Source organism: Vibrio sp. 10N.222.49.C12 (assembly GCF_041475025.1).
GTDB classification, from domain to species: Bacteria; Pseudomonadota; Gammaproteobacteria; order Enterobacterales; family Vibrionaceae; genus Vibrio; species Vibrio crassostreae_C.
Window position 1 is genome coordinate 1 of record NZ_JBFRVF010000017.1, and the last position, 26,388, is coordinate 26,388.

Here is a 26,388-nt window from a genome sequence, read left to right on the forward strand (position 1 = left end):
CTTAAGTGAACGGCATTACCTAATATTGGCGGTTTTTATTTATGTCAGTTTTACTAGCAAACGCTTTAAAACTGGCTGGTGATTACTCGTCGTCCACTTTTGGTGCGACTTTCTTCTTAGGGATAAACACGGTATCACCCACGGCCACATTTTGGTGGAAGCTCTTATCGCGCTTAACTGGTTTCTTCGGCGTTTTCTTCGCTTGAGTGTTGGTCTTCTTCTTAGCAGGACCGCCTTTAGCAAACGCAGGTTTACGTGGCTTAATGCCTTTGAATTTACCTTTTAGGCCTTCAAGTACAGAGAAGATCAAATCTTGTTGAAGGTAAAGTTCAACACGCTTGAAGCTGTCCCAGTCTTTTGGACCAACCAAAGAAATCGCATCGCCTTTGTTACCCGCACGGCCAGTACGACCTACACGGTGCACGTACTCTTCCGTATGCTTAGGCATATCAAAGTTGATAACGTGGCTCACGTTTGGAATATCAATACCACGTGAAGCAACATCGGTAGTTACCAAGATCTTGTAAACCGCACGCTCGAACTGGCTCATAATAGCATTACGTTGCGTTTGGTTTAGGTTACCACTCAGTGCTACCGCTTTAAGCTTCTTCTCGTTCAACTTATCTGTTAAACGGTCAGTATCAGCGCGTGTTGCTGTGAAGATCATTACCTGACGGTATTCAGCTTCTTCCAGTACACGGTCTAAAATCGCTTCTTTGTGATCTAGGTGATCACATAAGTAGAATTTCTGTGTGATATCTAAGTGTTGCTCGTTAGAAACACCAACAGAGATACGCTTAGGTGCGTCTAGCATTTCATTTGCAATGCCATTTACTTCAGCGTGATCTAACGTTGCAGAGAACATCAACGTTTGACGACGACGGTGTTTAGCTGCATTGGCAATGCGACGAAGTTCTGGAGCGAAACCCAGATCAAGCATACGGTCCGCTTCATCAAGGATTAGCGTTTCAACACCATCTAGGAACAATGAACGATGTTCTAGGTGGTCAGCAAGACGGCCTGGAGTCGCAACGATAAAACGAGGGTACTTACGCAGTGCTTTAACTTGGTCGTTAAAGTTCTCACCACCTAAGATAAGCGCCGCTTCATAAGACAGACCACCAAGCATGCTACGCAGTTCGCCGTAAACTTGCTTCGCTAGCTCACGAGTAGGAGCCAAAATTACACCACGAGGATCTTTAGCAGAAAACGCTTTTGTTTTTAATGCTTTATGTATCATTGGCAACACAAACGCCAATGTTTTTCCTGATCCCGTTTTTGATGAAGCCAATAGATCCTTACCAGCAATAGCAACAGGGATCGCTTTTGATTGGATCTCTGTCGCCTTCTTGAAGTCGTAATGTTTTAAGTTCTTCAGTAAGCGGTTATCTAAGCCTAAATCTTTAAAGTGCAAAGGACTCTCCAGTCATGATGGTATTGAATAAAATTAATTTAACGTGACATGATACCGCGAAAGTACTTTATAAGGATAGAGATCACAGTAAATTTATCCCTTTATCTATCTTTAGCTAGAACAACGTATGCATTGCTAGCAAAGGGATAGCTCTCCAAAAACACCTTCAAGTCGTCTCTAAATCCTTCATCTCATAAATGAGACACAACGTGATACTTAGCTAATTACCTCAAAAATTTAGCAATTTCTTTAGTTATTGTTTTTGCAGTTAAAAAATTAGTCGCTACAATCATTAATGAAGCGACTATATGATAAAGAATGTATAGCGCATCTTTTGATGATAAATAAGCAAGGAGTTCTTATGAATAAGACGTTAATCGCAGCTGCAGCATCAGTTTTCATTTTAGCCGGTTGTTCTTCAGAACCAGAAGAAGCTGCAGTGTCAGAAATGGATCAACTAACTAACCAAGTGGCTCAACTTACAAGCGAAGTTGAAGCACTTAAGAGTGACAAAGCAGCCGCAGAAATGAAGGCTCAAGAAGCAGAAGCAGCCGCTATGGCAGCGAAAGAAGAAGCGGATCGTGCTAACGAACGCATCGACAACATCGCTGAGTCTTACACTAAGTAGTTTGAGATCTAATCGCGATTAAGCTGTAGATTAAATAAGTCGCAAAAAGCAGTATATAGACAGCACCACTTCTTATCGGATGTGGTGCTTTTTTTGGGTGACACGAATGCGAGTAAACAAGATAAAACCGCCCCTTGTTGCAGAAGAGGCAATCGAATTAAAACTCAATCACAGGTGGTGCTATCTCTACAGGTACGCCGTTTTGAGCAAAGATAACCGCTTTCGCCTTTGAATTTGGCAGTTCTGCGTCTTCAAGCCACCATTTTAGTTCCACAGGGATCTGTAATGATTTCTTTGAACCATCACTTCGAGTTAATGGCTCGTGCGCTTCTACAAACACACTTCTATCAGGCTCTAATGACACCTTAATCGGCTCATTGATAATGGTGACCTGTTCACCACGGTTCACTTGCTCAAACAGCCACTCAATGTCTTTAGGTTCCATTCGGATACAACCAGAGCTAACTCGTAAACCTATCCCGAAATCTTTGTTTGTACCATGGATCAAATAGTCGCCAGCGCCATAAGCAAGCCTCAAAGCGTACTCTCCCAATGGATTTTCCGGCCCGGCAGGAACCACTCTCGGTAATTCAATGCCCTTTTCAAGATACTCGTTGCGGATTGAATTTGGTGGCGTCCATGTTGGATTCGGTCTTTTTTGGCTTATCTTGGTGATCATCTCGGGAGTATCACGCCCCACTCGACCGATGCCGACAGGGAAAACATGCACCTGATTTTTCTCAGGCTCAAAGTAATACAACCTTAACTCAGCAAGATTGATGACAATCCCCTTTCTTGGGGTGTCAGGCAAAATCAAGCGGCTTGGAATGCTTAACACATAGCCTTCCGCGGGAAGAAAAGGATCCACCCCTTTGTTGGCTGCCATTAAAGAGAGAAAACCAATATCGTATTGCTTGGCAATGATGGCCAAGGTTTCGCCCGCCGCCACTTCATGCTGCTGGATTCTGCCCACAATGCGGCTTTCCGTTGGTGGCAATTCAAAGGTTGCAGCAGACACCCACGATGAAGCTATCCCGCTGGCAAGCAAAGTAGTTCTTACAACAAGCGACGCCGCCCTGTGGAGTCGTGTTTTCATTGACTGCAAAGGCGTCGAGTTAACGCAATACGACATACAAATCCTTGGTTTGTCTTTTATCAAAGTTTAGATTATCTCTGATCAAACGTCTCTACAACGTATTGTTGTCTCGAAACTAATAGGCAACAAGTTTATATGTAAGCCTTTTCTTCTCATTCACTTGCAATTTACCCATACAAAATCGATTGCCTTTACGCTTTCAACATATTTGGTTATCAATATTAATAAAACTATAATGGCAGACCTATTTTGTGACTAAAGTCTCATGGAGCCACGTTCTAACTCGCTAATATTGCCTCAACAAAACGAATTCAATTCAACAGAATCGGTAATTGATTAAATCCTGTTCCTATAATTACCGTTTAAACTTTGGAGAACGACCATGGCTACACCTCATATTAATGCTCAAGCTGGTGATTTCGCAGAAACAGTACTTATGCCGGGCGACCCGCTTCGCGCAAAATACATTGCAGAAACATTCCTTGATGACGTGAAGCAAGTTTGTGACGTTCGCAACATGTTTGGCTACACAGGCACTTACAAAGGTAAGAAAGTTTCTGTAATGGGCCACGGTATGGGTATCCCATCATGCTGCATCTACGTACACGAGCTAATCGCTGAGTTCGGCGTGAAAAACGTTATTCGTGTAGGTAGCTGTGGCGCGGTACGTGACGACGTTAAACTAATGGACGTTGTTATCGGCATGGGTGCATCTACTGACTCAAAAGTAAACCGCATTCGTTTCAACAACCACGACTTCGCTGCTATCGCTGATTTCGGTCTTCTAGAAGAAGCAGTAAACCAAGCTCGTGCACAAGAAGTTCCAGTTAAAGTTGGTAACGTATTCTCTGCAGACCTTTTCTACACTCCAGAAGCTGACCTTTTCGAAAAAATGGAAAAGCTAGGCATCCTAGGTGTTGATATGGAAGCGGCTGGTATCTACGGCGTTGCTGCAGACCTTGGTGCTAAAGCACTAACTATCCTAACAGTATCTGACCACATCATCCGTGGTGAAAAACTAAGTTCTGAAGAGCGTCAAAAGTCTTTCAACGACATGATGAAAGTTGCTCTAGAGACAGCAATCAACATCTAACGATTTGATAAAAGATACATTGAAAAGCGTTACCCCGCAGCCAGGCTCGCTTGGCTGCTCAAATAATCCCGAGGGGGAGATCGTGTCTAACGACAAGCTGCCAAAAGATGCGGATGGTTTGCAACTCAACTTTTGTAAAACATTGGCGTGTGACAACTTTGGCTTGAGCGATGCAAAACGGTATGTTTTGCAACACGCGAACCCTAAGCGTCCAGCGATGGTTTGTCGTGAATGTGGAGCTTTCCCCCCCTTACTTAACAATCGTGAAGTGTTAAGCGAACTTCATCGCCTAAGACAACTTCACAGCGACGGGCTCCCTGCTTGTCGTAATGATGATTGCGATAACTTCGGCTTATCGGTTCATACCCATAAACATCTTTATCATGCCTTCGGCTACAGTGGCGACAGGCAGCGTTATCGATGCAAAGACTGCCAAACAACCTTCGTTGATAAATGGTCTGGATCCAATAAAAAACTCCAATTTCAAGAGAACCTCATGGGCTTACTGTTCATGGGCTATTCCGTACGTGAAATCTGCCGAAAATTAGAGATCAACCCAAAGACTTTCTATGATCATGTTGACCATATCGCGAGCCGTTGTCGTCGTAAATTAGCGATGATCGATGCACGATGGGTTAACCATGCGAAAGATTACGAGTTCGCATCTCACTACCAGCGTCTGCAACCACAAAGTAACAACGGTGTGGTGTGGATAGCGACGGGCGAGGCGCATTCTGGCTATATACTTTGCCAACACGTTAACTACTCTCAAAATGAAGAACCATCAGGAAACGTCGACCATAACCCTTATGATGATGTGGCACGATTTGTATCTAAAGAGCACTCTTCAGAAGCAAATCTCGAACTGCCTCAGCCCTCTGACAAACTAAAAGAGCGCATTGAACAGCAGTACCAAGTGATTCTTGCGAGAGGTAACGTTGAGGACCCTATGGGTAACCTCACCACATTTAGTTACCCTTCAAAAGGCGCTCTCATTCGACCGCCTTATACCTCTTATGCTCACTTCTTACATGTGTTGGATATGTGTAACGAAGACAAGCATGTCGCCATCTATATGCCACAAGATCCATTACTAAGATCTGCCGCTTTAAGTGTATGTTTGCCGCGCATTCAGAGTCAAAATATTGACCTCATGTATGTCGAAGAAGATTCAGGCTGGCAAGACGACCAAAGTTTTGAAAAGATCGACATCGTTCACATGAGTTGGTGGCGAGATCGCTGGGCTATTGCCAATCAGGGTGATAACCAGAAAGGTATCTGCTACCTAACCGGTAACAATCCAGAACCAAAACAGTGGTTTAACACAGCCTCAATTCAACAAACTAAGTTCTATCAACAGCGCTTTCAGTTGTTATTTGATAGCTTTATTAATGAGCCCAGACGTAAGCTTCGTCCTGGGGGCATTCTTCCATTGCTCGACATATTTAGAGCTTGGCACAATCTGTGCTACCAAGATAAGCAAGGGCTCACGGCAGCACAACGCTTAGGCGTAGCGGAGCTGCCATTAACTCTAAAGCAACTACTTTCATAGCAACAAAGCCTCTAGGTAATTATTCGGGAACTCATTGATTTTAAAGCGACAACATGAGGTAACACCCATAATTAGAAAAGATCGATGTTCCTTTGACGCTCTACGAAAGATAATTGGTGCTTATCTCAAATTACACTCTTATAATGATTGTGTTATCAATATGTTCGATAATCATGGATGTAAGTCTTGGACAAAAATCAGTACCTTCTTGAAACAGAATTAGAAAAACTCAAAACTCGTGTCGCCTCTGAGCCATCGGTGATCCTAGAGATTGCCCAACAGTGCCTAGTCCGATCAGAGCAAGTTCTGTTTGAAGAGGGTGCCATCCAGTCATTAATGTTAATGGCAAGATGTAGCTGGAACCTGATGGATTACCAAAAAGGTTTAAAATACATCAAGGAAGCCTACAAGCGCCAAAGCCGATTAGATACCGACCTTTTTCTCCCTGAAATCCTCCATTTACACGCGCTCCAGTTCTGGGGACAAGCCAAGTACTATTCCGCCCAACAGTTCTGGATCAATGCTTTAGAGCAGTCCGCGTTGGTTGATGAAGTCGAAATTCAAATTGAATGCCTCATTGGCCTTGGCAATATTTGGCGGATGACCCACGAATATAAACTTGCACGTTCTACCCACCAGCTTGCCGTTAAAGTTGCTAACAACAGCCGCATTGGTTGGTTAGAGGGTAAAGCCAGAATACTGCTTGCGTGGGATTACTACCTGCTCAACAACTATGTTGAAATGCTGTCGGTATTGGACGGTGCAGAAGAAGCATTAAAAGACCATAAAGATAACACTTGGCATGCAGAGGTATGGGACTTTCGAGGCCTTGCCCTACTTGGTCTTGAACGCTTAGATGACGCGGAGCGCGCCACGGCCAAAGCGCACAATCTGGCAGTTGAACACAACCTAGTTTGGATGAAGGCGCACTCATACATCAGCCGAGCTAGATTGGAGCTCCTGAGAAAAAGACCAGAACAAGCGGCGGAATTACTGAGGCTCGCAGAACAATCCGCAAACGAGTTCGATAATGGCGAGTTGCTGAGCCAAATCTGTTACCAACAATCCTTGGTGGCGGAAGAAAACCAAGACTTCCAAGCCGCGCTCGTCGCCTTTAAAAAGTACCGTCAATATTCTATCGGCATGCTCAAAGAGCAAACGACACGTGTCGGTTTGGACAAAGCACGCAGTTCAAAACGCCAACTTGAACAGAGAGCACGAAAACTGATTAATCGTATTCGCGGTCAGCACGAGTACGATCCTGAGAAGCACCTCTCTTACGTTGTCTCTGAAACCTTTTGGTGGGAAAAGTTGGTGCTGTTCAAGACAGAGCTTAAACGTTCAAACCACAGCATCATTATGTTCCATCATGTCGATACTGATTACTTAGATGTCTGTACCGAGATTGCTCATGCTTTATGTAACCAGAATGACTTCATCGCAAGGCTAAGTTCTGAACGTGTGGCCCTTATGCTTTCCGAAAAAGGCGAAGCCGCAGAGCAAACCTTCCAAACTCTCAGCACCATGCTTGATATCTATCCATGGCATAGAAAAGGACTAAAGGGTTCGAAACCGACCGTCAGCCTCAATGATATTTTGACGTTCCCGTTCACGCTTGAACAATTAGAAGAAGACGATGCTGAGGTAATAGAATAATGGAAACTCTATTAAGCAAGATCACAGACGCCGGTTTAGACCCTTCATCAGTATCAGGTGAAGAAGCGATCATCTTCTGGAACCACATTCGTCAGCACGTTTCGACGACGCAAACAGAGCAAGCACACTGCTATATCATTAGCTCTGAGTACCGTGCTGAGTTACAACAAAATCAAACCAGCATCGAAGAGTTGAGACGAGCACTCGATCTGCTCCACCTTCCTGCCGATATCGAAGACATACTGACAGTCAAAACCAGCCTAAGTGACCGCTTAGTTGAAATCGGTGATTACACGTCAGCACTCAATGAATTCGTCAGTTCATCGACTATCGCGGTTGAACACGGCCATATCGATGAGTATGTATTAGCCATTTTAGGCATGGGCAACCTGTGTGACTCCTATGGCGATCACAACAGAGCTCTTCGCTACTATCAAAAAATCAGCAGCATAGACCACGCGATAAGCAGTCGCTCACTTCGCCTCAAATTCAAGCTGCATATGGTAGCAAGCCTACTTCTACTCAATCGCATTACAGCAGCCAGCGATTTACTGAATGAGTGCGAAGAACTGAGTATTTTGGTCAGTGACAAGTTGCTCACAGCTCAAATACTGCTTTACCAAGCAAAGGTGCTGCGCGCTAAGAAAAAACACCATGAAGCGCTACGCTGTCTGTCTAAGATTCAATACCCAGCCAACAGCACTCAAGCAAGCTGGCTTGCAACCATGACTCGTCTAGAGCTCGCACATTGCCTAAGTGCAACCGGCAAGCAAGACTACGCGAGCATGATTTTGTCGAGCACAGACAAACGCGTGAAAGCCTACTCGTCGCCAGTACTTGCAAAACGATTCTACGATTCGCTGAGTGATGTGTGTATGAATCAAGGGCGTTTTCAAGAAGCGCTAAGCTATGAGAAAAAAGGCTACCGAATTGAAACCGATCTGATGAAGCAGATCCCGATCAGTGAACTCGGTGCAAGCCAACTACGCCGCCTGTCCCGTTTTGAATTACAACTCAAACTCATTCTCTCTGAACAAGAAAACAAAGAGCTGAAAGAGACAACGGAACAACACAAGAATGCGGTTGCTCAGCTTCAACAAGACGTATTCACCGATCCATTGACAGGGTTACACAACCGTCGCTGGTTAGATGTGAAATTGAAAGACATGCTGCTGCACGATACCTCTTTCGCGCTGATGGTTATTGATATTGACCACTTCAAGTCTATCAATGATGAACTGAGTCACTTAGTGGGCGATAAAGCGATTGTTAGTGTGTCTCAAGAGCTACGTTCATACTTTAAGTTTAGAGGCGCGTCATGTGTCAGATTTGGTGGAGAAGAGTTCCTCGTCATTCTAGAGAACACTGATCTTCCGAAGGCAGAAATGCACTCTGAAAATTATCGAGAGCGCATCTTCCAATTTGGATGGCATGAAATACTTGGGGAGCGTGGTTTGACCGTGAGTATTGGTATCACTTTGCATCGTGACGGAGAGAATACTCAACGCACCTTCTACCGTGCAGATAAAGCGCTATACCGAGCTAAAGCCAACGGCCGTAATCAAGTGTGTACAGAGTAGTGGCATATAGCTCTGTAGCTTAGGCCAACTGCTTATTGATAAAAGAACAGAGAAATACCAGCAAGGGCGGCAAGTGTGCCTATGATACTTTGCTTTGACACCTTCTCCCCTTTCAGCGCATAAATCACCAAAATAAAGACCGGGCTGGTCGCTATCAACGTTTGTGCAATCGCAGGGTTAGCATTCTTCAACGCCACTTGTTGAAGCCATAGAGCGAGAAACGTCCCGACAAAGATTGCTCCTAGTAACCACAGTTTATCGAGCTTGGTCATTTCCCATAAATCTCTTTTTATCGATGAATACGGCTTCTTTTCAACGAAAGGGATAATCAGCATCACAGCAAACACGCCAATCGTCAGGCGAATCAAAGCACCTAACAATGGTGGGATATCACCCGCCACTAACGCGTAATGAGAAATAACCACACCAGATGCCTGACAGACACTCGCCACAAGCCCATAACCAATGCCACCCCACTGCGCTTTGTTATTCGATTCACCGCTCGCCGATTTTGATGGCTGGAAGACAACGAAGGTCACCGCTAGTGTTGTAATCACGACACCGAGCCAACTTTGCACTGTCAATACAGCGCCCAGGAACATTAATGCCAGCACACCAGAAAGAGGCGGGGCTAAAGATTCCAGTAACAGCGTCTTATTGGCACCGATTCTTTTCAACGCCGCAAAATAGGCGCTATCTCCAATCGCAATGCCAATCACACCTGAAATTGCCAATATCAGAAAATGGTTGGTACTCAGTTCAAACTCCGGCATCGGAATAAGAGGCATCACCAGCAACATCATCCCTGACGCCACTACACCCTTAACAATGTTCAATTGCATCGCAGAGAAGCGATGACCAAACTGTCCATAAATCCATGTCGCACACGCCCACACAATCGCAGCACCAATAGCCGCCAATTCACCTATATACATCCGTGTTTATCCTTTGTGGTTGTGCACGTCATTTAGAATCGTAGCTGTCATCATTTCAGCTAAAATACCAACCAGAAAGCCGAAATAGCCTCTTCAAACGCGATGAGATTTTATAAGATTCGTCAATGGTTTTGCTCACATTAGAAGCGAACACTCATTATTTATAACTCAGTAAATCATTTTTATAACAATTACTTGGATGATAGCGTACTATATTTATAACTAACATCTAACATTACAAGGATCTGTTATGTTTTTAGACTACTTTGCACTCGGCTTACTCATTTTCGTTGCTCTAGTCATCTTTTACGGCATCATCGTTATTCACGATATCCCTTATGAAATAGCCAAAGAACGTAATCATCCTCACCAAGACGCAATTCACGTCTCAGGCTGGGTTAGCCTATTCACTTTGCACACAATTTGGCCCTTTCTATGGATTTGGGCAACATTATGGCGGAAAGACCGAGGCTGGGGCTTCGAAAAACTCGAAGAAGAGCAGCACGATATTCATCACCGAGTGGATGTTTTAATCGATCAAGTTAGCACCCTTCAAGAAGAGATCGCACAGCTCAAACAAGCAAATACTAAACAAAGCAGCACAAAAAAAGAGTCAAACAACGTTCAAGATCAGGAGGCTAAGTAATGGATTTACTACTGATAATGACCTACGCGGCACTTTGTATCACTATTTTCAAAGTATTTAATATCCCACTAAACAAATGGACAGTGCCTACCGCAGTGCTCGGTGGTGTGGTCATCGTAGGAACATTGATCCTATTAATGAACTACAACCATCCTTTCACACAACTTGGCAACCAAGTTTACTCAACGACTCCAATTGTTTCAGGCGTTAGAGGTAAAGTCATTGAGGTTCCTGTTGAGGCGAATTCTCCTTTAAAGAAAGGAGATATCCTCTTTAAAATTGACCCTATCCCTTTTGAAGCAGAAGTCGCTAAGCTCGAAGCGAAAGTAAAAGAAGCAAGCCAAGGAGCACTTGGGCTTGAATCTCAAGTTGCTGAAGCTGAAGCTGCTAAAATCAAAGCGATTGCAGAAAGAGACAAAGCGCAACGCGAATTTTCCCGTTATAAGCGTGGCTTTGAAAGTGGTGCGTTTACCGAACAACAATTGGATACTCGTAGACAAGCTTATAAGGCATCGGAAGCAGCAGTAAAAGTAGCAGAAGCAAGTCAACAACAAGCTCAGATCGCTCTAAATTCTGAAATTGGTGGCGAGAACACCGCAGTGGCAGGATTACTTGCAGACTTACGTAAGGCTCAATTCAACCTTGACCAAACGGTCGTGAGAGCACCAACGGATGGATATGTTACACAACTAGCACTGCGTCCAGGCGTAATGGCTGTACCGCTACCTCTTGCTCCTGTCATGACATTTGTCCATACGGAAGAAAAATACTACATCGCAGCATTCAGACAAAACTCATTGCAACGACTGCATCCTGGTTTCGAAGCTGAATTTTTATTCAGAGCACTACCAGGCAAGATTTTCAAAGGACGCATTGATGAAATAATCCCAGCTATTGGTGAGAGTCAAATTCAAGCGCGCGGGACACTTATTGGTACCAATGCACTTCGTACTAATGGACGCGTATTTGCTAAAATGACCATCACTGATGACCTGTCTGACTACCATTTACCTATGGGTACCGCGGTTGAAGTTGCCGTTTATTCTGACAGCTTCACCCACGTTTCAATCATGCGCAAGGTCCTTATTCGCATGAAGAGTTGGCAAAACTATCTATACCTAGACCACTAAACGGTCAAAGGTACGTGACGAACCCGCTTAACACATTGTTAAGACGAATGAAAAAGTCAGACTCGCTCTGACTTTTTTGTTGCTGGATTAACCGTAAAATTACGCTTTTTACACGATATTTAGGTGTTCAGATGGAATTTTAGACATCTAGACACTTACCTTCCCTTATGGAAGGGTTCTACTGTATAATGCGCGCCTTATTTTTTGTATTTGCCCAAAAAACGTTCTCATTGAGACGCATATTAATAATGGCGAATATTTATTCTTTATTTTGCTTTATTTTTCAGAATTCGAGGTTATCTATGAACTTTTCAGCTAAAACAGTGGTCGTTATCGCCATTGGCGCGGCACTGTACGGCATTGGTGGTTTACCTATGTTTGGTGTCCCAGTGTTTGCTAACACGACATTGAAACCAGCAATGGCAGTTCTAGCACTGTTTTCTGTTTTGTTCGGCCCTATTGTTGGTTTCTTAGTTGGCTTTATCGGTCACTGGGTAACGGATCTGTTCGCAGGCTGGGGGGTGTGGTTAACTTGGGTTTTAGGCTCAGGTATCGTAGGCATGGTTATCGGCTTATTCCCGATGTTGACCAAGAACCGCCTTCAGCAAGGTGAGTTGCCTATGAAGGACTTCGCGCTGTTTGTGGTACTTGCCCTTGCCGGTAATGTGGTTGGTTACGGCTGCTCTGCATTCCTAGATACCATCCTTTATGCAGAACCGTTTACTAAAGTCTTCACTCAACTCTCTATCATTGCTGCGGGTAACACCGTTCTGATCGCTGTTGTTGGCTTACTGATCCTAAAATCAGTCGCTAAACGCAACAAACAAAGCCGTAACCTGACTGAGGCATAAGCGATAATGACTATAGCATTTTCGAACTTCTCTTTTAGATATGAGTCGCTGGATAAACCGACGCTAAAAAATATCAATCTAAGGATAGAGAAAGGAGAGAAAATCGTCATTATTGGACCAAGCGGTAGTGGTAAATCTACCCTAGGTCAATGCCTTAACGGTCTGATTCCTCATGCTATCAAAGGTGAGGTGACTGGCTCTCTAGAGATCAACGGTAAGAACATTTCTGATTTTTCTATGCACGACTATACCGAGCAGGTTGGCACAGTATTACAAGATACTGATAGCCAATTTGTCGGTTTGAGTATTGGCGAAGACATCGCATTCGCACTGGAAAATCAGTTAGTGTCGAACATTGATATGTACGCTCTGGTTAAGTCGACAGCAAAAATGGTCGACTTAGCAGATATGCTTGATCGCTCGCCACATGATTTATCCGGCGGCCAGAAACAACGCGTGTCATTAGCGGGCATCTTAGTTGATGACGTTGACATCCTGTTGTTTGATGAACCTTTGGCTAGCCTTGACCCGAAAACGGGTAAAGCGACTATCGAAATCATCGACCAACTTCATAAAGAAACCAACAAGACTATAGTCATCATCGAGCATCGCCTTGAAGATGTACTACATCGCGATATCGATCGAGTGATCTTGATGGAGCGCGGTGAAATTGTCGCGGACATGACACCCGATGAAATCTTAGCTTCTGAACTGCTTGAAACACACGGTATTCGTGAACCACTTTATTTATCTGCTCTGAAGGCAGCGAAAGCACCTTTGACCAGTGAAGATAAGCTATCAAACCTCAAAGCTCTCGATTACAAAAGATTCCGCCCTGCGGTTCAGGCTTGGTTTGCAGAGCGCCCGACTCCAGTTGCCGAGAAGCAGTACCAACCTTTGCTTGAGGTCCACGGCCTGACTTACTCTTACGATGGTGAAAAGAACGCTCTCGAAGATGTCAGCTTTAAGATTGGTAAGGGTGAGTTCGTTTCAATCTTAGGCAAAAACGGTTCAGGCAAATCTACCATCACTAAACTCATCATGGGTGTGATCGATGCCGATTCAGGCTCTTCCTATCTAAATGGTGAAGACCTATCTGAGCTTTCTATCTTTGAAAGAAGCCAGAAAGTCGGTGTCGTGATGCAGAACCCAAATCATATGATCTCTCATCATATGATTTTTGATGAAGTTGCATTCGGTCTGCGTAATCGTGGGGTTGCAGAGCAGGAAATCAAAGAGAAGGTGGAAAACGTTCTTGAGCTGTGTGGCTTGAGCAAGTTCCGCCACTGGCCAATCGAAGCGCTAAGCTACGGTCAGAAAAAACGCGTAACGATCGCTTCTATCTTAGTATTGGAGCCAGAGCTTCTGATCTTGGATGAACCAACAGCGGGTCAAGATTACCGCAACTACACCTCAATGCTGGCGTTTATCCAAAAGCTTAACCGCGATTTGGGTATTACCGTTGTGATCATTTCACACGACATGCACCTTGTTCTAGAGTACACCACACGCTCAATTGTCATTGCTGACAGTAAGCTGATTGCCAATGCCGCGATGACGGAAGTATTCAGTCAGCCATCGCTGTTAGAACGCGCAAATCTTTGTACCACCAGCATTTATGAACTCGCGACCATGATGAAAATCGACGACACCAATGCATTTATGCAGTACTTCATCGACTACGAGAGAAGCTCGCTATGAATGCATCAAAAGTAAAATTCGGCATCAACTACATTGATACCAAATCACCACTGCATGCGTTAAACGGCATCACTAAATTTGCTCTTTTCTTAGCTTGGGTGACAGTTGTTTTAACGACATTCGACCTACGGTTAATCACGTTACTTATCCTAACGGGGCTTTATCTACTCAAGCTAACCAGAGTGCCAGTTAGGGTTTATAAGCCTCTGTTGCTAGGTACGGCTAGTGTGCTAAGCCTAAATGCTTTGTTCATGTATCTGCTAGCCCCACAGCAAGGTACTGAGCTGATCGGCAGCGAAACTTTATTGCTAACATTACCGGGTAACTACTCGTTGAGCCAAGAGACATTGTTTTACTTGGTGACCGTAACACTCAAGTACATGAGTATGTTTCCGATAGCGCTGATCTTTGTATTCACAACGCACCCGACTGAGTTTGCCGCTAGTCTCAACCGTATTGGTGTTCCTTACAAGATTGCCTACGCGGTGAGCTTAACGCTACGTTACTTGCCAGAAGTTAAGAAGGATTTCGTCAACATCATGCATGCCCAACAAGCTCGTGGTGTTGAACTTTCCAAGAAGGCACCACTTCTTGTACGCATTAAAAATGTTGCTAAAGTGTTAGGACCGTTGATTTTCTCAAGCCTAGATAGAGCAGATGAGATATCGAATGCTATGACGCTACGTGGCTTTGGCAGACACAAGTCTCGCACTTGGTATAGCTATGCACCTTTGAAACGTATCGACTTTGTTTGTTTAGGTGTCATCGCTTTTATCGTGGTGTTAGCCATTGCGAAACGCATTCTAGAGCCGCAGTTATTTTGGTATCCGTTCTAGTCATCTGAATTAGCATAGATAAACAAAGACTTTAAATAACACACCGCTCAATAGGGCGGTGTTTTTGTTTATGCCAAAATCTGATTGATAATTTAACCAATGACACAATACTGACTATATTTAACGATAAATTGACCAGTTATTTACCCTTGGAGTTTGAGATTTAATTCATAAGCTCTTAATATACTCGTTTACAGAATGTTACAATCAGTAGAGATTTGTAATGGCTCGAATTACTCAAATACAAAAACTAGAAAATCAAAAAAACTACGATGAGATCGTACTAAACCTTTTTCTGGCTGAAGGACATGAAGCACTAACTTATGCAAGGATTGCTCAAGAGATTGGCATTAGTTTAACGACGCTTCAGGGCTATTATCCGTCGACCCGCGCTATCCGATCAGCGTTACACCAACACATGCTATCAATTGTTATAGAGAATCTAGAGTTCTCATCGGAAGAGGTATTCATTCAATCTTGGCAAAACGCTCTAGATAATGATCAATTTCGATTCGTGATCAAATTGATGTTTTTCCATGCCTCCCAGGTCAAGAGCCCTGAACAGTTTAACATCAGTTCAGATGGTCAATTCCGCGAGATAATGTTTAATAGCTTTGGGCTTGATACCGTTCGAATCCTTGAGACTGTCGTAGGACGTTCAATGTTCTATCTCACAAACTTCAAGCAGCATTAAACCAAGCGTTAGAAATACAAAAATGGGAGCCTTTCGGCTCCCATTTTCTTTTTAGTTATCGCTTACTTCAACTTATAGACCTAATTTAGCTTGTAAAAAACGGTCGATAACGGTGGTAAACGCAGCTCAATCGATGTGTCTAGCCCTTCGCTCTCTACAGATTCAATCTCAGCAGTCTGCTTCACTTCAAAACCGCTGCCTGCATAGTCGACAGAGTCTGTATTCAACAACAATGCGTATTCACCTTTTGCAGGAACACCTAAGCGGAAATGCTCGTGAGGCACTGGCGTAAAGTTAGACACTATCAATACTCGCTCACCAGATTCACTGATGCGCTCGTGCGCAAGAATGCTCGCTTCAGCAGAGTCCTGTAGACGCCATTCAAAGCCTTTCGGATCAAAATCAAGATCGTGCATTGCAGCTTCAGAGCGGTACAGATTGTTCAGGTCTTTCGTTAAACGCTGAACACCTTGATGACGCTCGTAATCCAGCAAAAACCATTGCAGCTGGTCGTCATGGTTCCATTCAGCCGTCTGACCAAATTCTGCACCCATGAAGTTCAGCTTCTTACCTGGTTGCGCATACATGTAACCCATATAAGCACGTAGGTTTGCCGTTTGCTGCCATTCATCACCAGGCATCTTGTTGTGGATAGAACCTTTACCGTAAACCACCTCATCGTGAGACAGAGACAATACATAATTCTCACTGTGTGCGTAAACCAGTGGGAAGGTAATCGTATCGTGGTGATATTTACGGTTGATTGGGTCTTCTTGAATGTAAGACAAGCTGTCGTGCATCCAACCCATGTTCCACTTAAAGCCAAAGCCTAAACCGCCCATAAAAGTCGGTGCTGAAACACCAGGGAAAGCCGTTGATTCTTCAGCAATCGTCATCGCATTCGGAAAGTGTTTATACACTTCTTCGTTCATCCACTTAAGGGTTGCGATAGCGTCGTAGTTTTCGTTGCCGCCATCCGCATTCGGGATCCATTGGTCATGGCTACGCGAATAGTCGAGGTACAACATCGAAGCAACCGCATCAACACGGATGCCATCAATGTGGAATTGCTCGAACCAGTACAGTGCATTAGAAACTAAGAAACGACGAACATGCTCTTTGCCTAAATCGTAAATGTACGAGTTCCAATCTTGATGCCAACCACGACGTGGATCTGGATCATGGAATAATGGCGTACCATCGAAGTTTGCTAGGCCGTGATCATCACTTGGGAAGTGAGCAGGAACCCAGTCCAGAACAACGCCAAGACCCGCTTGGTGACATTGATCGACGAAGTATTTGAAATCATCTGGAGAGCCAAAACGGCTAGTCGGTGCAAATAGACCTACAGGCTGATAGCCCCAAGAACCGTAGAATGGATGTTCTGAAACTGGCATTAGTTCAACGTGCGTGTAGCCAAGATCCGTTAGGTATGGGATCAGCTCTGCCGCAAGCTCGCGATAATTTAAGAATTCACCTTCAGCGTTACGCTTCCAAGAACCTGCATGCAATTCATAGAACGAAAGCGCTTCTTTGCGCTTTTGCGTTACCGGGCGATTTTGCCATTGAGTATCTTGCCACTGGTAACGAGCGTGATCGTAAGTTACAGATGAGAACGATGGGTATTGCTCAGAGTAGAAACCCCATGGGTCAGCTTTGTGTGGTAAGCCTTCGCCATTTGGTCCTTTTAATTCAAACTTGTATTGAGCGCCTTCTTCCAGTTCAGGAATGAATAAGCCCCACATACCGTAATCTAGGCGTTGCATTGGGTGGCGGCGACCATCCCAAGCGTTGAAGTTACCCACCAAGCTTACCGCAGTTGCATGCGGTGCGTACACCAAGAAACGCGTACCTGAAATCGTCTGTCCATCACGCTCTAGCGTAATAAACTGAGCCCCCATGTGATGATACATATCTTTCGGTGTATGAAGATCTTCATAACTCGCGTACAGATCGTGGTACTGGTAAGGATCATCGATGATCTGTTCTACGCCAGCCCAATCAACCGCAAGCTTATAGTGAGTAAAACGTAAGTCTCTCTCTTGCTTAAGAATGAAACCACTTTCACCCTCTCGCGCTAACTCAATACGAGGTTCCTTTCCAACAATCAACTCGACTTTATCTGCCCCAGGAATCCACACACGTAATGCACCTTGCTCAGAAGGTAGGTATGGCCCTAAAAACGCGAATGGGTCTGTGAAACAAGCCTGTGATAGTTGGGTATATATTTGTTTTTGCTTTGAAATCGAACTTAGTTCCAAAACGTTTCTCCCTAACCAAACATCCAAAAAACATAATACAAAAATGCCCGCTATTAGTGCGGGCAATATAACGACGGTTTATTCTACCAGATGAGCATTCATTATTGAGTGACCGAGGTTGTAGTTTCGTACGGCGTAAGCAAAAAACCACCTAATTTCAAGTCACTCACGTCATTACTTACCGGCTTTTTCTCGAACGTCAGTCAGCTTAGAAGCGATACGATTAACGCCTTCGTGAGCAAATATTTCGTCCAAGTTCATTGATAGTTTACGACGCCAGTTAGGGTATTCATCAACCGTGCCAGGAATGTTTACTGGCTTGTCCATCTCTAGCCAATCTTCTAGCTGAACGCTCAGTAGTGTTGAACCACCAGCCGCTACGTGCAGTTGAAGTGCCTCAGCAAGGTAAGAGTCCATCGGTACTTGGCTCGCATCGCGGCCCACACCTTCTGGTAGGAAACCATGCCATGCTACTGAATCTAAGATACCTTGCTTGCACTCTAGGCGGTCATCGAACAAGGTTTCTAATTGTTCTGCATCTGGGTATAAGCCAATCTCTTGGCCCATTTTCAGGTCATCACAGTGCCAGAAGCCACGAAGCGTTGGCATATCGTGAGTACACAGTGCCGCCATCGATTGTGATGCGTAGTGTTTTGGTGAGATGAAACCACCGTCATCTTCTGATGTTTCGAAGAAGAACACTTTGTAAGAGTGCACGCCAGCATCTGCAAGGATGTCGACAATCTCATCCGGTACCGTTCCTAAATCTTCACCGATAACGCTACATTGGTAACGGTGAGATTCAAGCGCCAGAATAGACAGCATATCTTGTACTGGGTAGTAGATGTACGCGCCCTTAGTTGCGTTCTCACCCTTTGGAATCCACCACAAGCGCAGTAGACCTAAAACGTGGTCGATACGCAGTGCACCACAGTGCTTCATGTTAGCACGAAGTAGCTTGATGTAAGCGTCGTAGCTTGTTTCTTGAAGCACTTCTGGGTTTAACGGAGGTAGACCCCAGTTCTGACCCAAAGGACCAAGAATATCAGGTGGAGCACCAATGCTCGCATCCATCACTAGGTTCCCTTCGTCAGCCCAAGTTTCGCTGCCTGAATCTGCAACACCTACCGCTAAGTCACGGTATAGGCCAACTGCCATGCCTTTCTCTTCAGCAAGAGATTGTGCATCGTTGATCTGGCAATCCGCTAGCCATTGCAGGTACATGTACAGATGAACGTTTTCTAGGTTCTCTTTGATGTACTTCTGTGTCGCTGGGCTGTCGAATGTACGGTACTTCTCAGGGAATACCGGCCATCCCCACATGCCAGAATCTTCTGCATGCAGTTCACCATGTAGAGCATCAAACGCCGCTTGATGCATCAGGCTATCGCCACCCTCTTCTACGAAGGCTAAGAACGCTTGTGCACGGTCGCTGTTTTTGTCTAGATGACGAGTCTTAAATTCTGCGAATAGCAGAGGCAAGATGCTCATCTTAAGCTCAGACACTTCGGTGTAGTTTACCCAGTGTGCTTCACGCGCTTTTTGTAGACGCTGTTGGAACTCTGCGCTGCCGACTGTTTGTTGTGCTTCTGCACTTAGTGCAAATTCAGGAACTGAACTCACATCAATGTATAAGATGTTCAACCAGCGACGAGAAGATGGGCTATATGGGCTCGCACCTTCAGGGTTCGCAGGGAACAATGAGTGAATTGGGTTTAGACCAACGAAGTCACCACCACGAGAAGCGATATCCGCAACAAGCTGTTTTAGGTCTCCGAAATCACCAATACCCCAGTTATGCTGAGTTCTTAGGGTATAAAGTTGAACACTGGGTCCCCAAAGCTTTTTGCCTTGCTCGATTGGTGACTGCTTGAAACACGCTTTTGGCGTAATAATCAGTGTCATCTCGTAAGGCTTCTTACGGCGCTTACGGCTCACAATGAGCTTGTGATAACCCCATGCCAAATCACTTGGCAATGCAAACACTAAAGGGCCACCCTCGGCACGCTCGTCACGAATGACTTGAGATTGAAGATAGCCTTCAAGTACCTCTCCTTGCTCGGTTTCTAAGCGCCAGCTGAACTCACTTTCACGAGCACTTACACCTAGATTAAGCGCCACTTCTACTGGCTCACCGTCACGCAAGACAAGAACTGGGTCTAGTACATCTTTTTTGTGTTTTCTTTCTGCTGACTTAAGCAGTGCATCATCGCTGCTTGTATCGTAGCCCAACGAAGCCAATAGAGACGTGATCGTCTCGTCTGATACTTGTGCTTCATCGCCCCACGCACTAACGTAACTGTCGGCAATGTTTGCCATTTCTGCGACTTGTTTTAATACGGTCTGTTCTTTCATCGCTCTCTCCGAAAACGTTCTGACGCTTTCTATTTTGTAGGGTTGTTAATTTAATTTTTACTAATCAATTAGCTTGTGACAATCGGTTTGTAAGCAGCTTGTTTATAAACGAAACCTTTAAGCCTTTCGTTTGCTCACAAGCTAATTGAGCCAAGGCAGAAACTGCCTTGGCTACTTTGGAAGTATTAACGGTTAACCGCTTCAAGTTTCCAGATGTTGTTCACGTAGTCGCGGATAGAGCGGTCTGATGTGAACTTACCAACCAATGCTGTGTTAAGAATTGCTTTCTTAGCCCAACCTGCTTGGTCTTTGTATTGCGTGCCCATGTCTTCGTGCGCTTTCACGTAAGATGCGAAGTCAGCAAGACATAGGTAAGGGTCACCACCGTCTAGCAGGCTATCAAACGTTGCACGTAGAAGGCCTGGTTGACCTGGAGTGAACTCATCGCCAGTCAGTAGGTCTAGAGATGCTTTCAGTAGTGGGTCTGCATTGTAGTAGTCGTATGGGTTGTAGCCTTGAGCTTTCAGAGCTTGAACACCATCAACGTCTAGGCCGAAGATGTAGATGTTTTCATCACCCACTTCTTCACGAATCTCAACGTTTGCACCATCCATCGTACCGATAGTTAGCGCGCCGTTTAGAGCCATCTTCATGTTGCCCGTACCAGATGCTTCTTTACCCGCTAGTGAGATTTGCTGAGAAACGTCTGCTGCAGGGATGATGATTTCAGCCATGCTTACACGGTAGTCAGGAATGAATACCACTTTCAGTTTGTTACCGATGCGAGGGTCGTTGTTGATCTTCTCTGCAATCTTGTTAACCGCGAAGATGATCTCTTTCGCTAGGTGGTAACCCGGTGCTGCTTTCGCTGCGAAGAAACATACGCGTGGCTCACACTCGAAACCAGGTTCGTTAAGAATACGGTGGTACAGAGATAGAATGTGTAGCAAATCTAGGTGCTGACGCTTGTATTCGTGAAGACGTTTGATTTGAACGTCAAAGATAGCGTTAGTATCTAGCTCGATACCCATGTTCTCTTGAACCCAATCAGCTAGGCGCTGTTTGTTTTCTTTCTTAACAGCCATGAATTCTTTTTGGAATTTCGCGTCTGTTGCAAACTTAGCGATGCCTTCTAGCTGCTCAAGTTTTGCTGGCCATTCAGTGCCGATCTTACCCGTGATTAGCGCAGATAGACCTGGGTTACAGAACTTCAACCAACGACGTGGCGTGATGCCGTTCGTTACGTTAGTCAGTTTACCTGGGAAGATTTCGTTGAATTCAGGGAACAAGTCTTTCTTAACCAGTTGAGAGTGAAGCGCAGCTACACCGTTTACTTTGTAAGAACCAATCACACATAGGTTTGCCATGCGAACCATACGGTGGAAACCTTCTTGGATGATAGAAAGCTTCGCTTGCTTCTCACCATCACCAGGCCACATCTTGCGAACTTCTTGCATGAAGCGGTGGTTGATTTCAAAGATGATTTCCATGTGACGTGGAAGAAGACGATTGATTAAAGATTCAGACCAAGTCTCTAGCGCTTCTGGAAGTAGTGTGTGGTTCGTGTAAGCGAACGTGTGAGCACTGATTTCCCATGCTTGGTCCCAAGATAGACCTTTCTCGTCAATCAAGATGCGCATTAGCTCAGGAATCGCAATCGTTGGGTGCGTATCGTTAAGCTGAATCGTTTCTTGCTTAGGCAGATCTTCTAGAGAGAAACCTGCTGCTTCGTGACGACGTAGAATATCGCGAACAGACGCTGCTGAGTGGAAGTACTGCTGCATTAGGCGCAGAGTCTTGCCTTTCTCGTGGTTGTCGTTCGGATAAAGTACTTTAGTGATGTTACCTGCATCGATTAGCGAGTGTTGCGCTTCGAAGTAGTCACCGTTGTTAAAGCTTGCTAGTGAGAATGGTGCAATTGCCTGACATTCCCAAAGACGCAATGGGTAAACCGTGTTTGACTCGTAACCTACGATTGGTAGATCCCAAGGCATTGCTTTTACTTCCATACCTGGAACCCAAGTACGTACTTCTTTACCGTCGATGAATTCAACGTCTACATGACCGTAAAAACCAATGTGTTGTGCTAGTTCTGGACGAGCTACTTCCCATGGGTAACCTTCAACACCACGCCATGCGTCAGGTGCTTCTTGCTGACGACCGTCTTGGAAAGACTGTTTGAATAGACCGTATTCGTAGTGAAGACCGTAGCCTACTGTTGGGTATTCTTGAGCGGCACAAGAATCCATAAAACAAGCGGCTAGACGACCAAGACCACCATTACCTAGTGATGGGTCGCGCTCTTCTTCTAGAAGATCAGTTAGGTTTTGACCTAGCTCTTCCATTGCATGAGTGATCTGTTCATATAGACCCATGCTGATCAGGTTGTTACCTGTTAGACGGCCAATCAAAAACTCAAGTGATAGGTAGTTAACGCTCTTCGCATTCTTAATTTTTTCGTCATTTTCAGTTTCTAACAGATCAAATGTTGTGAGTTCTGCTAGCGCACGCCCCATTGCTAGGTACCATGCGCGGCTATCTGCGTTTTCAATCGTTGTTGCGTAGGTTGCAGATAAATGTTTCTTAACACTCTCTTGGAATGACACTTTATCGAAAGTTTTTTGCTGAGTTGGTTTCATTTCAGAAATCTCGCTTTTAATAGTTCTAATTCATCTGTGACATATCGTGCATGGTCACCATAAACTAAACATCCTCCCGCTAATGCAACTGACTAGGAGTAGATGGGAGGGCGTAGGGGGCGTACCGACTTAGGGTTAGTGATCTGACTCTCATGTTCTGACTGCGAACAAAAACTTGGAGTGACTAAGATCACAAGCTCCCGTTCGATAACTTAACTTCAATTGATGTGACTTTTATTTAACCCATTTAAAGTCATTGCCAAATCTGAGTTTCAGATCACGAAAATAATTTCCAACTCTCATCTTTTGCATTGATTCCCGTGTAGGGATGAACGAAGTCACATTCACAAACCAACCCGCAACGTGAGCAAAGTCTCAAATAAAGGGCGTAGACACCCAAAAACATGCAGGAGTGCAAGGTTTCTGAGGAGGATCGTAGTCGGTAACGTTTGGCTTCACGTAATATGAGTAAAGACTTAAGTAATTAGGCTCATGTCATTGGAGTGCACTCAACGATAGATTGGGATATTCCAGAACATAGCCACGGAATAGGTGTAAAACTTCGATATGTGGATCCCTTCGAAACTGACTCGTCCCGGCCGCTTACATAATGCAATCCTACGACCTAGGGTTCTCGATCTGCTTCACAATGCAGATTGCTATAAGCTTGTGTTGTTCCGCTCTCCAGCGGGCTACGGCAAAACCACCATGGCTGCACAATGGTTGGTAGATAAACCTAATGTGGGTTGGTACAGCATTGATGATAGCGACAATGATGCCTTCCGCTTTATCAACTACCTACTTCAATCACTTAATAAAGCGACTCAAAATGCCTGTCCGAATGCCCAAAAACTGGCAGAAAAGCGACAGTTTTCATCGCTGCATTCTTTATTAAGTGAAGTATTTGCCGAGATGTCGGAATTCCATCACGAGTGCTTTCTGGTGTTGGATGACTATCACTTGGTCAACAATGACGACATCCACGAAGCCATGCGCTTCTTCCTCAAACACATGCCCGATAACCTAACGTTGGTTGTCACCAGTCGTGGTACGCCACCACTTGGTACAGCAAACCTGCGCGTTCGTGACTTAATGATCGAATTAGGTAATGACTCGTTGGCGTTTGATACCGAAGAAACCACACGCTTTTTCAACCAACGCGTAGCCGACGGCATTGATGACACCACGGCAGATAGCATTTGTAGTTATGTAGAAGGTTGGCCTTCTGCACTACAACTTATCGCGCTACAAGCACAACACCAAAAACGCACTCTTGCACAGTCCGCAGAGTCATTCTCTCACTTTAACCACGCCCATCTTTGGGACTACTTGGTTGAAGAAGTATTCGACCTGCTAGACAAAGAAACCCGACAGTTCTTGATGCAATGTTCTGTGCTTGATCACTTCAACGATGAGCTTGTGTGTGCACTTACACAGCGTGAAGATGCGTTAGGTATGATCGAATCACTCAACCGTTTTGGTTTGTTCATCTACCCGCTTGAAGGTGAAAAGAACTGGTATCGCTTCCATAACTTGTTTGGTGAATTCCTCGCACATGAGCGCCAAGCTCGAATTCCTCAGCAAGAAGCTGAACTGCATCGAAGTGCTGCAAAAGCGTGGATCAAGCAAAACACACCACACCAAGCACTACGTCACGCACAGCGCGCTGAAGATCCAGAACTGATCATTCAAATCCTGACTGAGCACGGTTGGCCGATGTTCAACCAAGGTGAGCTTTCGTCATTAGAAATGGCGATCAAACAGCTAACCACAGATCAACTATACAGTGAGCCAAAGCTTTCGATGTTGCGCGCTTGGCTTGCACAAAGTCAGCACCGTTATGACCAAGTGGGTACTTTGTTGGAAGAGGCTGAGACTCAATATCAAGCTCGAAACATTGAACTCGATACTCAGCAGCAAGGCCAATACAACGCCTTACGCGCACAAGTTGCCATCAACAGCAATGAGCCTGAGAAAGCATTGGAATTGGCTGAGCTTTCGTTGAGTCAGTTGAACACCACCGTTTATCGTAGCCGCATTGTCGCAACCTCGGTTGTGGGCGAAGTGAATCACGTAATGGGTAACCTAAGCCGTGCGCTACCGATGATGCAACAAACAGAAAAACTGGCACGTCAGTATCAGGTTTACCATCAGGCCCTGTGGGCGATTCTGCAACAAAGCGAAATCTTGATTGCTCAAGGTTATGTTCAAGCTGCATTTGAGCTACAAGACAGTGCATTCAAATTGATTGAAGAACATCAGCTGCAATACGTACCTCTGCACGAATTCTTGCTGCGTGTTCGCGCTCAGATCTTCTGGTGTTGGAACCGACTAGATGAAGCGGAAGAGTGTTGCTACAAAGGCTTAGATATCCTTGGTCACCACTCTCCGAGTAAACACCTGCACAGCTATTCTATGTTGGCTCGTATTTCATTGAGCCGTGGTGAGATTGATAAAGCGTCGAAATTTATCGACCAGATTCAGCACCTATTGCGTCAATCGACTTACCACGTAGATTGGACGGCAAATGCTTCTCTTTCTTTGATTCTGTTCTGGCAAGTAAAAGGCGATAAAGAAGCTATCCGTGATTGGCTGAGTGTGGCTGTTCGACCTGAATCGGCAAGTAACCACTTCTGCCAACTTCAGTGGCGAAACATCGTTCGTGCTCACATCATCCTTGAGCAGTATGAAGACGCAGAAGAAGCGCTGACTTTCCTTAAGAGTGAAGCCCAGCGTTCGCACCTGATTACAGACACCAACCGCAACTTGATCGTTGAAGCCGTGTTACGTACACAAATTAACGATGAAGACAGCGCACGAATACTACTCGAAGAAGCGCTTCATATGACTAACCAAACCGGTATGGTCGGTAACTTCTTGGTAGACGGTGGGACTATCGGGCATATCTTGGATAAGTTGAGCAACAAGCCAGGCTTAGGTGATTTAGAACGTCACCGCGCACAACAAATCATGAAAGATATTTCCGCGACCCAACGCAGCCGCTCGGTTCACTTCGATGAAGACTTTGTTGAGAACTTGGTTAATCACCCGAACATTCCTGAGCTTGTGCGTACTAGCCCACTCACCCAGCGTGAATGGCAAGTACTTGGTCTGATCTACTCAGGATTCAGTAATGAGCAGATCGCTCAAGAACTCGATGTAGCGGGTACCACAATCAAGACTCACATCCGTAACCTTTACCAAAAGCTCAACATTGCTAACCGTAAAGAAGCAATCAGCACAGCGGAGAACTTGCTGCAGTTGATGGGGTACTAAAACGGATTCGAGATTCGAGATTCGAGATTCGAGATTGATTCGAGA

18 protein-coding genes are annotated in these 26,388 nt (G+C 44.9%); 12 read left to right on the forward strand and 6 right to left on the reverse strand.

Features of this window, described 5'->3' with window-relative positions:
* Nucleotides 1-82 precede the first annotated feature (82 nt).
* Nucleotides 83-1,414 (reverse strand): DEAD/DEAH box helicase, encoded by a 1,332-nt coding sequence (locus AB4583_RS05180; protein ID WP_017068928.1) that lies wholly within the window; start codon nt 1,412-1,414, stop codon nt 83-85.
* Nucleotides 1,415-1,775: 361 nt separating this feature from the next.
* Between AB4583_RS05180 and AB4583_RS05185 the strand changes: the two genes are divergently transcribed.
* Nucleotides 1,776-2,042 (forward strand): Lpp/OprI family alanine-zipper lipoprotein, encoded by a 267-nt coding sequence (locus AB4583_RS05185; protein ID WP_017061882.1) that lies wholly within the window; start codon nt 1,776-1,778, stop codon nt 2,040-2,042.
* Nucleotides 2,043-2,199: 157 nt separating this feature from the next.
* Here AB4583_RS05185 and AB4583_RS05190 read toward each other — a convergent pair whose 3' ends face one another.
* A complete protein-coding gene (locus tag AB4583_RS05190) occupies nt 2,200-3,174 on the reverse strand; it encodes a L,D-transpeptidase family protein (protein WP_029235199.1) in 975 nt (324 codons plus the stop codon).
* A gap of 346 nt (nt 3,175-3,520) precedes the next feature.
* Between AB4583_RS05190 and deoD the strand changes: the two genes are divergently transcribed.
* From deoD to AB4583_RS05210, 4 genes are all read left to right on the forward strand, one after another.
* Nucleotides 3,521-4,231 carry a purine-nucleoside phosphorylase gene (deoD, locus tag AB4583_RS05195; protein ID WP_017061880.1) on the forward strand — a complete coding sequence of 237 codons (711 nt, stop codon included), beginning with the start codon at nt 3,521-3,523 and terminating at the stop codon, nt 4,229-4,231.
* Nucleotides 4,232-4,313: 82 nt separating this feature from the next.
* Nucleotides 4,314-5,783: a lactate dehydrogenase gene (locus tag AB4583_RS05200; protein WP_017064249.1), complete on the forward strand. Its 1,470-nt coding sequence runs from the start codon at nt 4,314-4,316 to the stop codon at nt 5,781-5,783.
* 186 nt (nt 5,784-5,969) lie between these two features.
* Nucleotides 5,970-7,439, forward strand: a complete 1,470-nt coding sequence (locus AB4583_RS05205) for a hypothetical protein (RefSeq protein WP_372116651.1) — start codon at nt 5,970-5,972, stop codon at nt 7,437-7,439.
* Nucleotides 7,439-9,019 (forward strand): diguanylate cyclase domain-containing protein, encoded by a 1,581-nt coding sequence (locus tag AB4583_RS05210; protein WP_372057063.1) that lies wholly within the window; start codon nt 7,439-7,441, stop codon nt 9,017-9,019. The genes AB4583_RS05205 and AB4583_RS05210 overlap by 1 nt, the downstream gene beginning before the upstream one ends.
* 32 nt (nt 9,020-9,051) lie before the next feature.
* On the opposite strand, the gene AB4583_RS05215 is transcribed toward AB4583_RS05210, so the two are convergent.
* Entirely contained in the window at nt 9,052-9,954 is a 903-nt protein-coding gene (locus AB4583_RS05215; protein ID WP_017061876.1) for a DMT family transporter, read from the reverse strand.
* A gap of 250 nt (nt 9,955-10,204) precedes the next feature.
* Here AB4583_RS05215 and AB4583_RS05220 point away from each other — a divergent pair, with 250 nt between their 5' ends.
* From AB4583_RS05220 to AB4583_RS05245, 6 genes are all read left to right on the forward strand, one after another.
* Nucleotides 10,205-10,600, forward strand: a complete 396-nt coding sequence (locus AB4583_RS05220) for a DUF3302 domain-containing protein (protein WP_017061875.1) — start codon at nt 10,205-10,207, stop codon at nt 10,598-10,600.
* Entirely contained in the window at nt 10,600-11,730 is a 1,131-nt protein-coding gene (locus tag AB4583_RS05225) for an HlyD family secretion protein (RefSeq protein ID WP_017061874.1), read from the forward strand. The genes AB4583_RS05220 and AB4583_RS05225 overlap by 1 nt, the downstream gene beginning before the upstream one ends.
* 302 nt (nt 11,731-12,032) lie before the next feature.
* Nucleotides 12,033-12,581 carry an ECF-type riboflavin transporter substrate-binding protein gene (locus AB4583_RS05230; RefSeq protein ID WP_017066579.1) on the forward strand — a complete coding sequence of 183 codons (549 nt, stop codon included), beginning with the start codon at nt 12,033-12,035 and terminating at the stop codon, nt 12,579-12,581.
* Nucleotides 12,582-12,587: 6 nt separating this feature from the next.
* On the forward strand, nt 12,588-14,282 hold the full coding sequence (locus AB4583_RS05235; RefSeq protein ID WP_372116653.1) for an ABC transporter ATP-binding protein: 1,695 nt from the start codon (nt 12,588-12,590) through the stop codon (nt 14,280-14,282).
* Complete coding sequence (locus AB4583_RS05240; RefSeq protein WP_372116655.1) at nt 14,279-15,118, forward strand: energy-coupling factor transporter transmembrane protein EcfT; 840 nt, start codon at nt 14,279-14,281, stop codon at nt 15,116-15,118. The genes AB4583_RS05235 and AB4583_RS05240 overlap by 4 nt, the downstream gene beginning before the upstream one ends.
* A gap of 223 nt (nt 15,119-15,341) precedes the next feature.
* The gene (locus tag AB4583_RS05245; protein ID WP_017068932.1) at nt 15,342-15,812 is read left to right on the forward strand and encodes a TetR/AcrR family transcriptional regulator; all 471 of its coding nucleotides are present in this window, start codon (nt 15,342-15,344) and stop codon (nt 15,810-15,812) included.
* An 80-nt stretch (nt 15,813-15,892) separates the two neighbouring features.
* Here the strand turns inward: AB4583_RS05245 and glgB are convergent, their stop codons facing one another.
* The 3 genes from glgB to AB4583_RS05260 all read right to left on the reverse strand — a co-directional run bounded on the left by glgB (nt 15,893) and on the right by AB4583_RS05260 (nt 23,067).
* The gene (glgB, locus tag AB4583_RS05250) at nt 15,893-18,073 is read right to left on the reverse strand and encodes a 1,4-alpha-glucan branching protein GlgB (RefSeq protein ID WP_017064240.1); all 2,181 of its coding nucleotides are present in this window, start codon (nt 18,071-18,073) and stop codon (nt 15,893-15,895) included.
* A gap of 174 nt (nt 18,074-18,247) precedes the next feature.
* Nucleotides 18,248-20,428 (reverse strand): 4-alpha-glucanotransferase, encoded by a 2,181-nt coding sequence (malQ, locus tag AB4583_RS05255; RefSeq protein WP_017067441.1) that lies wholly within the window; start codon nt 20,426-20,428, stop codon nt 18,248-18,250.
* A gap of 185 nt (nt 20,429-20,613) precedes the next feature.
* Complete coding sequence (locus tag AB4583_RS05260; RefSeq protein ID WP_372051294.1) at nt 20,614-23,067, reverse strand: glycogen/starch/alpha-glucan phosphorylase; 2,454 nt, start codon at nt 23,065-23,067, stop codon at nt 20,614-20,616.
* 567 nt (nt 23,068-23,634) lie between these two features.
* Here AB4583_RS05260 and malT point away from each other — a divergent pair.
* Nucleotides 23,635-26,343, forward strand: a complete 2,709-nt coding sequence (gene malT / locus AB4583_RS05265) for an HTH-type transcriptional regulator MalT (RefSeq protein WP_017061867.1) — start codon at nt 23,635-23,637, stop codon at nt 26,341-26,343.
* The last annotated feature ends 45 nt before the right edge of the window (nt 26,344-26,388 follow it).

Bases quoted from the DNA above. Each gene is read 5' to 3' on its own strand.
- AB4583_RS05245 (WP_017068932.1), top strand. From the start codon at position 15,342: ATGGCTCGAATTACTCAAATACAAAAACTAGAAAATCAAAAAAACTAC.
- AB4583_RS05225 (WP_017061874.1), top strand. From the start codon at position 10,600: ATGGATTTACTACTGATAATGACCTACGCGGCACTTTGTATCACTATT.
- deoD (WP_017061880.1), top strand. From the start codon at position 3,521: ATGGCTACACCTCATATTAATGCTCAAGCTGGTGATTTCGCAGAAACA.
- AB4583_RS05220 (WP_017061875.1), top strand. From the start codon at position 10,205: ATGTTTTTAGACTACTTTGCACTCGGCTTACTCATTTTCGTTGCTCTA.
- malT (WP_017061867.1), top strand. From the start codon at position 23,635: ATGTGGATCCCTTCGAAACTGACTCGTCCCGGCCGCTTACATAATGCA.
- malQ (WP_017067441.1), bottom strand. From the start codon at position 20,428: ATGAAAGAACAGACCGTATTAAAACAAGTCGCAGAAATGGCAAACATT.
- AB4583_RS05240 (WP_372116655.1), top strand. From the start codon at position 14,279: ATGAATGCATCAAAAGTAAAATTCGGCATCAACTACATTGATACCAAA.
- AB4583_RS05215 (WP_017061876.1), bottom strand. From the start codon at position 9,954: ATGTATATAGGTGAATTGGCGGCTATTGGTGCTGCGATTGTGTGGGCG.
- AB4583_RS05185 (WP_017061882.1), top strand. From the start codon at position 1,776: ATGAATAAGACGTTAATCGCAGCTGCAGCATCAGTTTTCATTTTAGCC.
- AB4583_RS05260 (WP_372051294.1), bottom strand. From the start codon at position 23,067: ATGAAACCAACTCAGCAAAAAACTTTCGATAAAGTGTCATTCCAAGAG.
- AB4583_RS05230 (WP_017066579.1), top strand. From the start codon at position 12,033: ATGAACTTTTCAGCTAAAACAGTGGTCGTTATCGCCATTGGCGCGGCA.
- AB4583_RS05190 (WP_029235199.1), bottom strand. From the start codon at position 3,174: ATGTCGTATTGCGTTAACTCGACGCCTTTGCAGTCAATGAAAACACGA.
- AB4583_RS05235 (WP_372116653.1), top strand. From the start codon at position 12,588: ATGACTATAGCATTTTCGAACTTCTCTTTTAGATATGAGTCGCTGGAT.
- AB4583_RS05210 (WP_372057063.1), top strand. From the start codon at position 7,439: ATGGAAACTCTATTAAGCAAGATCACAGACGCCGGTTTAGACCCTTCA.